This window comes from Stenotrophomonas sp. 93052_Sma (assembly GCF_056481145.1).
The window spans coordinates 3056741-3069094 of the sequence record NZ_CM151134.1 but is presented as its reverse complement, the minus strand read 5'-3'; the positions used below and the strand labels follow the sequence as shown (position 1 = coordinate 3069094).

Here is a 12354-nt window from a genome sequence, read left to right as displayed (position 1 = left end):
ACACCGACCAACGAAACGAAAGGGGGGAACATGTTCATTGGATTCAGACTGACGAAGCGGCTTGTCGTCAACGCCGTGGTTGTCCTGGTGCTGGCGCGATTGCTGTTTATGGGCATGGACGGCTTGGACCGGTTTTCCGACACGTGGAACCGCACCTTTGGGGCGAGCATGCCCAACGCCAGCGGGTTGCGCGGCGCCGTCAACGGCGCACGCCAGGTTTTCCCGTCTGGGTTGGACGAGTATGCGCGCCAGGCCGAACGGGACGCGGCCCAAAGCACCTCGCTGTTGGACGTGTTTGCCAGCGTGTTCGGACGCGTGAAAAACGAGGAGGTCATGTTGCCCTCCACCATCAATTCCGCTGGAGGGGAGGGCTCGATCTATGACCGCTATGACCATTGATTTTGAGTGGCTGTCCATCCTCTCCGGGTGGTCCTTGCTCAACGACAGCGCGGCGCTGCTGCGCACCCCCGGCCAACGCTGGGCGGGCTTGGAGGGATTGCTCATCGGCTACGGCCTCATCGCTGGACAGTGGTTCGTCCTGGCCACCATGGCAGGGGCGCTGGCATGACCACCGTGGGCGCGGTGTTGGCCGCCGTCCTGGCTGCAGCGTTCCTGGCCACCGTGTTGGGCCTGGCTGGCATCTTCTGGGTCAATGCACGGCACGCCAGCGGGGCGCTTCGTGTGCGTTACCGCTTGCGTGCCCAAATCCTGGCTGGGCTAGTGCTGGCGTGGGTGCTCACCCTGGCGAGGCTGTCCACGTGAGCCGGCCACCTTACGTGCAGATGGCCGTCCGCGTGCCACAGGAGCTGAAAGACCGGCTGGAACAGGCGGCAGCCCGGGAGGGGCTGCATGTCAGCGAGATGGTTCGCTTGTTGCTTTGCGAGGGATTGGCGCGCCGTGCGGCGATCAACGGGCAGGGGTCTTCACGATCCGGTGGTTTCGCAGCGGCCGAATAAAGTTGGCCGGTGTGGACTTGTCCAACGGTTGGGCGCGCACTTGGTATTGCCCGCTCTCGCACAAGCGCAACAGCTCAGCTTCGTCGTGGATCTCGCGCTGGCCATCCTTGGTGTTGCCCATTTTGGCCACCCGGAACGCCACGTTTCCCGTGTCTCGGTCCCTCATCCGCACCGCGACGATCACCCTTCCATCGTGGCGAACCAGGTGGAAGGCTCGGGCAAAACGGTCGCCGTTGGACGCCCTAGCTGGTGAAATCGGGTCAGGCGGCGTGGCACGCTGGATCGGTGCCGGTGCCGGTGCCGGGCGAGGCGGAGCTGAAAGGGGCTGCGCTGGGGCCTTGTGACCCAACGCTTGGCGCGCCAGCTGCTTCTTGCGGCCCGGTTCGGTGGCGGTGTCACCGTCGATCCAGGCTTGAAAGGTCCCGTTGGCCGGGCTGGGGTGCGACGCAAACACCCATGTCCGGCCTTGGGCGCTGAAGGCTACCTCGTTGATTTCTTGGAAGTCGTTGAATTGCTGGCGCATGAGCGCCTTGACCCCCTTCATGTAGGCATCGGTGGTCCCCAACAAGACCACGCGCTCCACACTGTCAGGCAACGGGTCCAGGTGGCGTGCCACGCATGTTTTCATGGCTTCCAAAGGCAACGACGAACGCATGGCCTTGGGCATGATGGTGCCACTGCTGACCAGCTTGCCGTTGTCCATCACCGACAACCCGCAGCGCACCAAGGAGGCGGCGCCCATGTGGCGGCTTTCGGCGGTCAGGGCGTCGTTGATCGTTTGCCCACCCAGATCGATCCCAAGCTCGTGCAATACAGCTGCGAGGCGAGGGCGCATAGCACCCGCGAAGGCGACCCCATCGAAGCTCCCGTGTTGGGCGGCGGCAATTTGGGTGGCCCCCTTGGAAAACCCCAGGACCAAGGTTTTAGGGACGCTGGTTCCCCAGTAGCCGGGATTGGCACGGAGGTGCCAGCCTCCCTCCACACGCACATCAAGTCCTGGTGCATGGCATGCGCGGCACGCCTGCCAGCCATGGTGAGTTGTCATGGGGCCTCCGCAGGATCCTTGAAGGCCCATACAGTTAAAGCACGTGCGAGCGGTATGCAAGAGCTTTTTGTCGGCTAAATGTGGCGGAAAAATGGGATGGCATGGGATGGCGTGCAATAGCTGCGTGGCAGCACGGTGTGGAGTAGCCTGACACCATCATACGAAGGTCAATGGCATGGATGATCCGGCTGAGTTGAACATGGAAGCGTGGCCGGCTGAGGTGGCCTTCGTGCCCTACGTCGGCCGCGGCTACTGGAAGGGAGTTGAAGGGCGCCGCGTCTTGCTACTGGGCGAGTCCCACTACCGGGAGGCTGGGTGGACCGACGACCCCGTTATCACTCGTCCATTCACCCGCGAGACGTTCGGCGACATGGAGACTTGCAAGAGGACAGGTGGTGGCAAGTTCTTTGATGAGCTGGATCGCCTGCTGACTGGTCAAAGCAGCCCAAATGTTGTGGATGCCGCCCACGCCTGGCAGCACGTCGCATTTTGCAACTTGTCCCAGCGCTTTGCCGGCAAGAGAGCTGGACACCGTCCGTCAGGAACCGACTTCAGTCAAGGCGGGAAGTTGTTGGTAGAGGTGATCCTCCCTCTGCTCCGGCCAGAGGTGATTCTGGTGCTCGGCCGCACCGCTTGGCGAATGTTCGATCACGGGAAGCGGTCGGACCAGCCTACCTTCCAGGCTCGCCATGCCAACTCCGAGGGCAGGAGGCGGCGCTATCTGGAGGAGCGCCACGTATGGTCTCTCGATTATGGCAACGGGGGGGGGCGTGGATGACTTGGGTCTACCATCCATCTTGGAACGTAGATTGCTGGGAAGATCGTGCCGCAGCTCTGAGGCATCTTTTGAAATACGCGAATGAAGGGCAAAGGATATGACGCACAATTCGTTGAAGGATGCGATCCGCGATGCGCTGGAGCCGCGTGCTGCCACGCGGCAGCCCACGGCGTTGGACATCGCACAGGAGGCCAGAGAGGCCAAGGCCAGCCTGGAATCGAACATGTCCTGCATGGCCCGCATCACTGTTCCCGCCGGCAGCGAGCGTCACCGGGCGGCTTTCCAACTGTTGAGGGCCTCGATGGACTACGGGCGTGCGTTGCTGTTCCTGTTGGAAACCCATCCCATCGATCTTCCAGCGGTGGCCTTGGCAATGCACCGCTCCCAGATTGAGCAATTCCTGCGGGCGGTGTTTGTCCAGTTCCTTGCCGACGACGAACAGCTGGCGGACTTTCTCCAGGAAGATCGGGGCCCTCGAAGGAAAAACGAGAAAGGAAAGTGGGTGGCTATTGCCCTCAAAGACCTGGCCGCGGACGTGGAGCAGGCCATTGCACGCATCGGGCAGGACGATGAGCCTCAGAAGCTGGCTCGGACGGTGACCAATTCGTGGGACCCTCTTTGCGGGCTGGTCCATGGCGGGAAGGCCATTCGGGTGATGTATCAAGATCCCAATGGACAGATCGGGGCGCACGTGCCGGCAGCCATTCTGTTTCAGACCACCGTCAACGCGGTGGCCACCACCAGCTTGTGCGTCATTGCAGCACTGACGGCGGTTGGGGTTGGGGCCTTTGAGGAAAGCCCCGTTGTTGAGCAGTGCGCCAGCGGGATGTTGCACTACATGCAACGGAGGAAAGCCCGCATGGAAGAGCTGGCCTGGCCGCCTTAAAGGACCGGACGCGTATTGTCGTGCCGCTCTGTATCCCCACCAACGATCGCTGGCGGGGAGAGTTGCAATCGGAGGTCTGCGAATCCTCGGTTTAGGCGGCGTGCCTTCTGGCCAAGGGATTCCCAGGTTGAGTCTGCGGCGTCGGATGGAGGCTTTTCGTTGAGGATCAGCTGGGCCGATGCCTTGAATCTCTCAAGAAGTGCTGCTTCATGCCCCGGTGGGTCCAGTTCAACGCGGTTGCGGGCCTCCGCTGCGTTGAGCTCCAGCATGTTCAGTTCGATCAGTGTGGCCATGGCAATGGCGGACCGGGTGGGCTCCGTCCTATTGCGGCGGCAGAGGTGGGTGATCCATGTCCACATGGGGTCGATTCGTCCTTGTTCGCCGATGCCCTAATCCTTGACGGGCGGTAACAGTTGCTCGATGAGTGCGTTGCGCTTCTTCGCCGGCAGCTCACCCAAAACGCCCAGCAGTTCGGCAAAACGTTCCTGCTGGGCCACGCTCTGCTCGCCCAAAGCCAAGATCGCATCGGCCATCGCTGGGCTGGTCGCCAAGAGATAGGCCGGGGGCACCTCCAAGGCCTGGGCCAGCTCGAAGAGGGCTTCCAGGCTGATCGACATGCCCTCGGATTCATACCGAGAGATGCGGGCCGACGCAGCGTCCTTGTCCATCCCCATCCGCACTCCGACCTCGCGTTGGCTAAAGCCCCGCAGGACGCGGGCTTGGCGCAAACGCGCGGCAACCACGGCTCGGGGAGCGGGCGGGGCGGCAGTCACGGGCTGAACGGATGCAATGCAGGCATGCGGACAGGATGACCCAGAGGCTACGCCCCGGGTAGACTCTACGTGCCACGTAAGTTGGCCGCAAGATCCCAAATCTATTGGTGGGAACAGGGGGTTCCATGAAGAGGGTCAGAAGAACCGTGCTGATCGGGGCGTTTGCCCTGACTGCAGCGGCTGGAGCGCAGGCACAATCGAGGGCCGGATCGGACCTGCTTCGCCACATCGGCCGAGCCATCCAAGGCACGCCGAAGGTGGTCAGCGATAGGTCGCGGAGCCCTTACCTTGAGCCGCCTGGGACCTACTGGGACCTGGATCAGGAAGGCTTGGAAGGGGTTCAACACCTGCGGGCCGGAGTGACGGCTGTCGGAGGCGGGGGCGTGGACACCTGCGACATGCAGCTGCTGGCAATGGCCCATTCGGCCTATCGGATCGACGCCGACAAGCGCCAGTGGTGCCTGAGGCAATGGTGGCTGATGGACACGAAGGCCCACGGCGCCAACGGTGTCTCGGGCAATGATCCGGCTGCCATCGAGCGCCGTTATGGCCCGGCCTTCGACGCGCGCCTGCAGCGCTTCAAGGCCATCCGACGGTTTGCGATTCGTCCCACGTTCCAAGCGCTGGGCGATGTCGCCTATCGGGCCGACCGTGGCGTGCTGGAAGGATTCATCCCGATGCCTCAGGTGTCCGCGGCGGGACAAAGCGTCACCGGCAAGGGCTTTGTGCCGTGGGTTCACCGCACCTCCACGGGGGTGTCCAGCCCACCCAACGCCGGCCGCTTCCATCTGCTCATCCGAATGGACGCCCAAGAGGCCGCGAACTTGGCGCGACAAGGTCGCAGCTACCGCGACGATTTGGTGGTGTTCTCCGTCAACCGGGTCTGGGTGGAGGGAACGGTGCCAAAGATGGACGTGACGATAGAGAGGGTTCGGCTCGGATACCGCGATGAAACGATCGACGTTGATTTGACCCATACGCAAGGAGCTCCGGCATGAAAGCAACCCTCGTTTCCCTCGGCCTGATCACCGCAGGGTTGGCTGCCTGCAGCAGCAAAGCTGATCTTCCCACCATCGAACAAGTCGCCCACGCTTACGAGGCGCATGCCAATGCCAACCTCTCCAGTGAAATGGGCCAACGAATCGAGGTCCGGGGTTGGAAAGACCTCACCGCGGATTGCACCTCAACTGGTCCCCAGCGTGCCACGTGCGTGACCGGTGGAACGTTGGACGTGGTCGGGTTCCAGGGCGGGCAGCAGTTGAAGCCCGATCCCGTCCCCGTGCCGCCGGCTTACGACTTCGTCTTTGAGAAGCAGCCCACCGGCTGGGTGCCGGCCGGAGCCCAGAAGAAGGGCTGACCTTGCCAAGGACCGGAATCGCGGTATGCATTGAGGAACACCACTTTAAGGAGGTCCCATGTCTTACAACGCTCACCACACCCCCGGCGGTCACATGCAGTGGGGCTTGTTGGCCCCCGCCACTGTGATCCTTGGGGGAGCGGGCTTGCTGTTTCTTGCCGGGGCCCAAGAGATCGGCCAGAACGAGGGCTACGGCTGGCAGGCCGGCCTGGCAGCCGCTGGTGGGGCAGCCGTGCTGCTCTTGCTGGCGATTCTCTACGTGTTGAACTGGCGAGCGGCCCGCGTGCGCGCGGCAAGGGCCAGCGGGCTCCCGGTTTCGCCGCCCAAAGGTGGCTTTGGAAAGGGCGCCCTGGTGGGCTTGCTCGTCGTCGTTGCCCTGCAGCTGGCCAGCGTTGCTGTGGGCCTGCTCTACCCGGGGTTGGAGGAGAGCGAGCGAAACTTCTTCACCTCCGTGCCCCCGATGGCTCTGACGGCGCTCATGCCGGTGGCCCTCATCGTCGGTGGCATCGCAGGCAAGCTTTGGCGCTCCACCAGCCTGTAAGATCAATCCATGTCCTTTGGGGCCCCCGCGAGGGGGCCTTTTTTTGTGCCAAGAAAAGCTCAGTGCCGCCACCGGTCGCTTCGCGCCGGCTTCTGTAAAAGCGGGGGTAGGAAAAGAGCGGATGACGCCTTCGGCGCGATAAGTGATGTTAGGAAAAGCTGCGGCCTTAGCTCCGCAGTTTTTGATTTTAGTCAATATTTTGTCCACCAGAACCGTGGACAAATTTTCAGGGCGATCTACCTTGGATACATGGGAAGGCAATAGTGCCAACCGACAAACAAGGATCTCGCCATGAACCACACGATGCTCATCACAAACGACACCATCACCGTCAAGGAAGCTCACGAAGCTGCGCATGCCGCTGCCAGCACTTTGTTTGACCAGTTGTCTGGGTATACCTATTCGACCGGCGCGGCGGGCTATCCCGCGTTCCAGTCTTCCGCTGAAGACGCATTGCTGGCTTTCCTGCTGAACCGCAATTGGGCAGAGCTGGGACGCGAAGACGACGAGCTGCTGGCTGAGCAAACCGTCTCTGTCAATGTGCAGCGTCAAGAGGACGGGGAGCTCCTCTATGAAGTGGGGCTCGACATCGAAGGGTCGGATTACGGCACCAATTGCAAGGTCAAAGACCTGGCGACGCTGAACGAATGGTTCGATGAAGAATGGATCGACGTGGAGTGCGCGGAGTGAGACGTGCTGACAAAAGAATACTCGCGTAAGAACAACCAATGTCCTTTAAGGCCCCCGCCAGGGGGCTTTTTTTTTGAAAAAAACAAAGCCCAGAGCCACTGCCGGTCGCTTCGCGCCGGCTTCTGTAAAAGCGGGGGTGGGAAAGGAGCAGGTGACGCCTTCGGCGCGAGAAGTGATGTTAGGAAAAAGTGCGGCCTCAGTGTCGCAGTTTTTGCTTTTAGTCAAGATTTTGTCCGCTACAGTCGTGGACAAAACTCCAGTGCGATCTACCTTGAATTTGTGGATGGGCAATCGCGCCTTCCGAAAACCACCAAGGAAATCGACATGAAAATTCATCACCTCGTCAGCGACGGAAACCAAGCGGTCGCCATCACGCAATCGGCATCGAGTGGTGGTGGTTACGCGCACCCGGTGAAGCTCTCCGCCATTCGCTTCAACGTGCAAGACGCTGAAGCGGCGCTTGGCGAGCTCAACAAGTCTGGCCACCGTCACGAGAAGGCGTTCGAAGTGATCGAGCGTTGGGACGTCGATGCTCGCAACCAAGGGCCAAAGTCAAAGTTCGGTCGAACCCTTGCCGCCCTTGTGGACGAAGCGCAGGGCCACTTGAAGGGGCCGGTGATCTACGAAGCCAAAAGCATGCAGGAGGACACCGCGCGTGCGCTCAACGCCGCAGCGAAGCAAGCCAGGCTTTCGCAGGTCCTTCCTGCTACAGGTGGCCCGAGCATGATCATCGGTGGGGAAGTGTGGAACCCGCGCCAAGAGGCCCAGAGCCAAGCGCCAGCTCCGGCGGCGGCCCTGGAACCTCCCCGTCAGCGCGTGCGTCTGTGACCGCCGTCCAAGGAAAGAGAAGTGCTTAAACCCGTCCGTTCCCCAGACTTGGCCACCCTTCCGTCCTCCCGGGGCTACTCCCGTGATCTGGAGCGCTTGCAGGCGGCCGCCGCGCGCGTGCAGGTCACGCGAAACGAAGCCGTGCGCCAAGTGCTCGCCATGTATGCCGCCAAACCTTACCCACTGAGCAAGCGTCGGCTGGGTGGGGAACGGGACGTGCGGCTGGCCTACCTTCCGCTGCAGCGCAGCGTCTTGGAGGCGGTGGAGCAGGGCGCGGTGAACGCTGGGATTTCCACCGCAGAAGCGGTGCGCCAGATCATCCGAGACTACGTCCAAGGACATCTCATTCGGAACCAGGTTCGGGGCAGCCGCCATGGCTGACCGCCACCCACCACCGCCAGGAAGTCCGAGCGCTGAGCTGATTCACGCGTGCGTCGAGGGAAGCCTTTTCGGCGCTCTACAGGCCCTGCGGCAGGGCGCCAACCCCAACGCGTGGCGCCTCAACGAAGGTCCCGCGCTCCATTCCGCACTTGCCTGGCCCCGCATCGTCGAAGCCCTCCTGCAAGCTGGTGCGCACCCTCAAGAGAGGAACCACTGGTGCGAGCGCCCGCTGGAAAAGCTGGCGGCGGACTACCAGCTGAGCGACGACGCCGACGAGCGCAGCCGACTTGAACAGACGGCGTTGCTGCTGTTGCGGCTGGGCGGCAACCCTCACCGGGGCAGCCCGTTCTGGAACACGCCATCGCTGAAGGCGGCGATGCCGCACGTGGTGGCCACGGTGGAAGCCGAACAACGTGCTGTCCACCTGGAGCATGCATGGGCAGCCCGGGGAAGTGTCAGTGCAAAGCGGGCAAGGCTGTAGAGCCAACGGCCCAACGCCGCCACCGGTCGCTGCGCGCCGGCATCTGTAGAAGCAGCGGTGGAAAAGAGCAGGTGACGCCTTCGGCGCGAGAAGGGATGTTAGGAATAACTGCGGCCTTAGCTCCGCAGTTTTTACTTTTTGTCAAGATTCTGTCCACTACAACCGTGGACAAATTTCCAGGGCGGTCTACGTTGGGATCAGGAAGAACGCAACGCTCTACCCACCGACTGGAACCGCCGACATGACCCTTTCTCTTCTCGCCATCGCTGCCCCCATCGCCCTTCCTTTCAGCGTTAGGTTGGCCCAGCGCCTTGAACGCTGCATCGATCGTGCCCTTTGGGCGCACTGAGGGAAACGCCATGACCACGCGTGCCGCCCGCCACCGCTATTACGCATACGAGCGCCGCGATGGTTCTGTGTGTTACCTGCCAAAACTGTTGCACGAGGGGATTCAGCGCTACCCACGAACGATTGCGCACTACCACCTGGTGCAGTGGCTGGGAGTGTCCAAGTTGCTCAGCAAAGACGAATACAAGCAAATGGCGTGGCTGGGTTCACAGCGGGGCACGCTCCGAAACACCCATGATTCAGCGCAGGCTCGTCTCACCGGCTGACACCCAGGCAGGGCAAAATGGCTCCATGACCCACGCTGCCCCTCCATCCACCCTTCAGGCTCCGGCCTACGGCCTGCTGCTCGGCCACACCGAGTGCCATTTCTGCCACGCCCCGACCCCCACCGCCGCGATCTGGGTGCCCTCGCTCGAGGAGCACGACGACGAGGGTCTGGTGGATCAGGGGGAGGGTGCCGTGTTGCGCTACATCGAGCGTTTGGACGAGGACACTGTCGCTTTCGTGGCGGGCCACGCGCCCTGGCTTCGTTTCGCCACTACTCGAACGTCAGGGCAAACCTACCTGGCCCATCACTGCACCACCTGTGGGGCCCTTCAAGGGGACCACTTCGTGTTCTCGCCGGATGGTCCTTACTGGCCCCAGAGCGACGTCGAGCTTGCACGCCTGACGTTTGTCCAGGGCCTTGGCCCGCTCACCGCCCAAGCATCGGCAGGGCAGAGCACCTGGATGGACCGGGTCCCTCTGGCCTGCGCCCAGGCCTGACGGTATTCCCAAGTTCAACGCCGAATCGGTGTGCCGCCCGCGGCACCTCATTCAAGCCCTGTGCGCTGCGCGCGGCCCCAACGCCCGGCTTCTCCGGTCAAGGGCCATTCCAGGGCCCGTGTCCTCGCTTCGCTGCGGGCCGCGCCAGCCCTTCCATTTCCTCCCTTGACCGCGCCGAGCGGTGGGGCGGTGGGTTTCCCATTCCAAGACATCCGCACCGGATGCCCTGGACCGGGCCATTACTCACCAAGCGAGGAAACAACATGTTCGAGCCTTCCGACCTCATCCATTCCTACACCCGCGCCCAGGCGATCGAGGACGGCGTCTTAGTGGACGTGTCCGACGTGGCCAAAGAAGCCGGTTTCAAGTTGCCCGTGGCCATCACCCGCGCTGCGTGGGCACGCTACGTGGAAGTGCCCGCGGGACTGGAGGTGCGCGGCCAGTCGGTGGACGGCCGGCTCTGGGATGTGCTTTTTATGCTCCACGTCGCCATCAAGCGGCATCAGGGCAACGGTTCGGAGATCCACTACCAGCTCCACGTGGCTCTGTCCGACGCCGGCGACTGGTTGTCAAACGAAGCCCACCCGGAGGCCGGGTCTGGCCTGACGCGGTCGACCCATCGCCTTGTCACCTTGAAAGCACTGTGTGGGCCCGGGGACGCCCTGGAGCCGGTGGTCACCATCATGCTGCCCAACGAGGATTGAGAAGGGAGGGGGCAGGACATCGGCCCCCATCGTTTTCCCGTGCTGGTCCCGCCGCTACCATGGCGAGACGACAAGGGAGGAGTAGAGGATGGAAAAGTTCGATTGGTCGAAGGTGGAGTTTGCACGCACACCCTGGCGGAGCCGGGTTATCCCGGACGCGCTGCCCATCCTCATCCGGTGGGCGCAGGAGGGTGAAGCTCATTCCTACAGCGACCTGGCCCAAGAGCTGCACGACACCTTCGGACACGAGATCAAACCCCGCAAAGACCTCTACGGCACCGTCGCCGGGGGAGTGGCCCAGGCCCTGCAGTGGCTCAGCGAGCAGTGGAAGGAACCCATCCCGCCCCTCCACGCAATCGTCGTCAACAAGAACACGAAACACCCTGGCGAGGGGGCGATCACCATCTCGCCAGCTTACTTCGCGGGGAAGAAGCTGGACACCGAGGAAGAGCGCCGTGCGCACTTGCGAGAGGCGATGGAAGACGTTTTCACCTATCCCAATTGGGACCGGGTCGCCCGCGCTCTGGGAGCCACCATGCTGACCCCGTCCGCCGGGGCGGTTGAAGAGGTGGCAGCGGATGCGCCTCTTCCCCTTCCTAAAGTCCAGGAGGGGGGGGCGGCCAGAGAGCGACGAGCACAAAGCGTTGAAGGCGTGGGTGGCCAGCCATCCCGAAGAGTTCGTGGACTTTGGGTACTTCCCCATGGGGAGCAACGAGAAGTTGTTGAGCTCGGGTGACCGACTGGACGCGCATTTCGATAACGGAAGACATCGCCTGGCGGTGGAAGTTAAAACCAGCAAGTGCTCGGAGGACGAACTCCAGCGAGGCGTCTATCAAGCGGTGAAATACCGCGCCGTTCTCCGGGCCGAGCAGAAGGCCATCCGCCACGTGCCCAACGGGGAGGCGGTGCTGGTGTCCACGCGCGCTCCGAACGCGGAAACCCGTGCGCTCATCAAGCGGCTGCAGGTGCGTTTCCAGCAGGTGCCGCTGGAGGCGGAGCAAGAATGAAGCCTGAGGAACTGGAACAACGTATTCGCCAAATCGATGGATTCGTTCGGGTGCTCACGCAGGAGTGCCACATCCTCGACGAGCGCCGGCACATTTTGTCCCCACTCATTCAAGACCCCGCGATCCAGGCAGGGCTCAAAGCCAAATTGGATAAGACCCCCGGCGCCAATGCGTGGAACCACTTGGCTCCGCTTCTTGGGCAAGACCTGGTGCGCGATCAGTCACGGCTTTTTCTGGACAACGATCTCAGGTCGGGTAGCCTGACCAACCTGTGGAGAAAGCTGCAAGCAGATCCAGCCATCAAGGAGCACTACCGGGAGCGCTACGGGCGCATGTTCGATCACTTCCACGACGAACCGATCAGTGACCTGCCGCCCGAAAGCTCGGCTGTTTTCCAGGAGAAGTTCAGACAGAGCGATCGGGACGAAAATTACTCGCGCTTCGATAATGGCTGGGAAAAGGTCTCCAATGAAATGGTGATCCTTTCGGCTGATCCCGTGGCAGCGAAAATCAAGACCCTACGGGACAAGCACCACGCCCACCTGGAAATGCGCAAGCTGGACGAGGAGCCTGGCGCGTTTGACATCAACACGCTTGGGTTGACCTTCAATGAGGTCTTGGCTTTTGGCGATCGCTGTCAGGCCATCGTGGCAGAGCTGGGGCTGCTGCTGACCGGGACCAGCTGGGATCCACAGCAATACGCATCGGTTCACGAAGCCCAGGGCAAGGCGATGTGGAAAACCCTGGCTGGGGTTTGACTTCGAGGCACAACAGCGAAGAGCCCAGAAGCCGCCGCAGGTGGCCAAGCCACCTG

The 12354-nt window shown here is 62.3% G+C and carries 21 protein-coding genes; 18 read left to right on the top strand and 3 right to left on the bottom strand.

Annotated elements, in window-relative coordinates; translation table 11 throughout:
- The first annotated feature begins 30 nt into the window (after positions 1-30).
- Genes ACZK2V_RS14435 through ACZK2V_RS14425 form a run of 3 tightly spaced genes read left to right on the top strand, consistent with a single transcriptional unit; the run spans position 31 to position 762 of the window.
- Complete coding sequence (locus tag ACZK2V_RS14435) at positions 31-399, top strand: hypothetical protein (RefSeq protein ID WP_061478930.1); 369 nt, start codon at positions 31-33, stop codon at positions 397-399.
- A complete protein-coding gene (locus ACZK2V_RS14430) occupies positions 389-568 on the top strand; it encodes a hypothetical protein (RefSeq protein ID WP_046272123.1) in 180 nt (59 codons plus the stop codon). Before ACZK2V_RS14435 ends, ACZK2V_RS14430 begins: the two co-directional genes overlap by 11 nt.
- Positions 565-762: a hypothetical protein gene (locus tag ACZK2V_RS14425; RefSeq protein WP_046272122.1), complete on the top strand. Its 198-nt coding sequence runs from the start codon at positions 565-567 to the stop codon at positions 760-762. The genes ACZK2V_RS14430 and ACZK2V_RS14425 overlap by 4 nt, the downstream gene beginning before the upstream one ends.
- Positions 763-906: 144 nt before the next feature.
- Here ACZK2V_RS14425 and ACZK2V_RS14420 read toward each other — a convergent pair whose 3' ends face one another.
- Positions 907-2001, bottom strand: a complete 1095-nt coding sequence (locus ACZK2V_RS14420; RefSeq protein WP_486322535.1) for a hypothetical protein — start codon at positions 1999-2001, stop codon at positions 907-909.
- A gap of 175 nt (positions 2002-2176) precedes the next feature.
- On the opposite strand from ACZK2V_RS14420, the gene ACZK2V_RS14415 reads away from it, so the two are divergent.
- Complete coding sequence (locus ACZK2V_RS14415) at positions 2177-2779, top strand: uracil-DNA glycosylase family protein (RefSeq protein WP_269777737.1); 603 nt, start codon at positions 2177-2179, stop codon at positions 2777-2779.
- A gap of 97 nt (positions 2780-2876) precedes the next feature.
- Positions 2877-3665 (top strand): DUF6988 family protein, encoded by a 789-nt coding sequence (locus tag ACZK2V_RS14410; protein ID WP_486322534.1) that lies wholly within the window; start codon positions 2877-2879, stop codon positions 3663-3665.
- Here the strand turns inward: ACZK2V_RS14410 and ACZK2V_RS14405 are convergent.
- Positions 3662-3958 (bottom strand): hypothetical protein, encoded by a 297-nt coding sequence (locus ACZK2V_RS14405; RefSeq protein ID WP_143568383.1) that lies wholly within the window; start codon positions 3956-3958, stop codon positions 3662-3664. The genes ACZK2V_RS14410 and ACZK2V_RS14405 overlap by 4 nt on opposite strands.
- 96 nt (positions 3959-4054) lie before the next feature.
- Positions 4055-4408 (bottom strand): helix-turn-helix domain-containing protein, encoded by a 354-nt coding sequence (locus ACZK2V_RS14400; protein ID WP_082783312.1) that lies wholly within the window; start codon positions 4406-4408, stop codon positions 4055-4057.
- A 413-nt stretch (positions 4409-4821) separates the two neighbouring features.
- On the opposite strand from ACZK2V_RS14400, the gene ACZK2V_RS14395 reads away from it, so the two are divergent.
- The 13 genes from ACZK2V_RS14395 to ACZK2V_RS14335 all read left to right on the top strand — a co-directional run bounded on the left by ACZK2V_RS14395 (position 4822) and on the right by ACZK2V_RS14335 (position 12298).
- Positions 4822-5436, top strand: coding sequence for a hypothetical protein (locus tag ACZK2V_RS14395; RefSeq protein ID WP_241776755.1), 615 nt, complete (start codon positions 4822-4824; stop codon positions 5434-5436).
- A complete protein-coding gene (locus tag ACZK2V_RS14390; RefSeq protein ID WP_061478925.1) occupies positions 5433-5795 on the top strand; it encodes a hypothetical protein in 363 nt (120 codons plus the stop codon). The genes ACZK2V_RS14395 and ACZK2V_RS14390 overlap by 4 nt, the downstream gene beginning before the upstream one ends.
- A 58-nt stretch (positions 5796-5853) precedes the next feature.
- Positions 5854-6336 carry a hypothetical protein gene (locus tag ACZK2V_RS14385; protein WP_061478924.1) on the top strand — a complete coding sequence of 161 codons (483 nt, stop codon included), beginning with the start codon at positions 5854-5856 and terminating at the stop codon, positions 6334-6336.
- Between the two features lie 291 nt (positions 6337-6627).
- Entirely contained in the window at positions 6628-7026 is a 399-nt protein-coding gene (locus ACZK2V_RS14380; protein ID WP_111008242.1) for a hypothetical protein, read from the top strand.
- Positions 7027-7029: 3 nt separating this feature from the next.
- Positions 7030-7854, top strand: a complete 825-nt coding sequence (locus ACZK2V_RS14375) for a hypothetical protein (protein WP_125895663.1) — start codon at positions 7030-7032, stop codon at positions 7852-7854.
- Between the two features lie 96 nt (positions 7855-7950).
- Positions 7951-8235, top strand: coding sequence for a hypothetical protein (locus tag ACZK2V_RS14370; protein WP_148099975.1), 285 nt, complete (start codon positions 7951-7953; stop codon positions 8233-8235).
- Positions 8228-8716, top strand: a complete 489-nt coding sequence (locus ACZK2V_RS14365; RefSeq protein ID WP_012480707.1) for an ankyrin repeat domain-containing protein — start codon at positions 8228-8230, stop codon at positions 8714-8716. The genes ACZK2V_RS14370 and ACZK2V_RS14365 overlap by 8 nt, the downstream gene beginning before the upstream one ends.
- A gap of 359 nt (positions 8717-9075) precedes the next feature.
- On the top strand, positions 9076-9330 hold the full coding sequence (locus ACZK2V_RS14360; protein WP_061478920.1) for a hypothetical protein: 255 nt from the start codon (positions 9076-9078) through the stop codon (positions 9328-9330).
- A gap of 25 nt (positions 9331-9355) precedes the next feature.
- On the top strand, positions 9356-9829 hold the full coding sequence (locus tag ACZK2V_RS14355; protein WP_061478919.1) for a hypothetical protein: 474 nt from the start codon (positions 9356-9358) through the stop codon (positions 9827-9829).
- A 263-nt stretch (positions 9830-10092) separates the two neighbouring features.
- Positions 10093-10533: a DUF6573 family protein gene (locus ACZK2V_RS14350; RefSeq protein WP_044570520.1), complete on the top strand. Its 441-nt coding sequence runs from the start codon at positions 10093-10095 to the stop codon at positions 10531-10533.
- Between the two features lie 88 nt (positions 10534-10621).
- Positions 10622-11269: a hypothetical protein gene (locus ACZK2V_RS14345; RefSeq protein WP_235649998.1), complete on the top strand. Its 648-nt coding sequence runs from the start codon at positions 10622-10624 to the stop codon at positions 11267-11269.
- Positions 11256-11540: a hypothetical protein gene (locus ACZK2V_RS14340; RefSeq protein WP_235649999.1), complete on the top strand. Its 285-nt coding sequence runs from the start codon at positions 11256-11258 to the stop codon at positions 11538-11540. The genes ACZK2V_RS14345 and ACZK2V_RS14340 overlap by 14 nt, the downstream gene beginning before the upstream one ends.
- Positions 11537-12298 (top strand): AbiU2 domain-containing protein, encoded by a 762-nt coding sequence (locus ACZK2V_RS14335; protein ID WP_024956683.1) that lies wholly within the window; start codon positions 11537-11539, stop codon positions 12296-12298. The genes ACZK2V_RS14340 and ACZK2V_RS14335 overlap by 4 nt, the downstream gene beginning before the upstream one ends.
- Positions 12299-12354 lie beyond the last annotated feature (56 nt).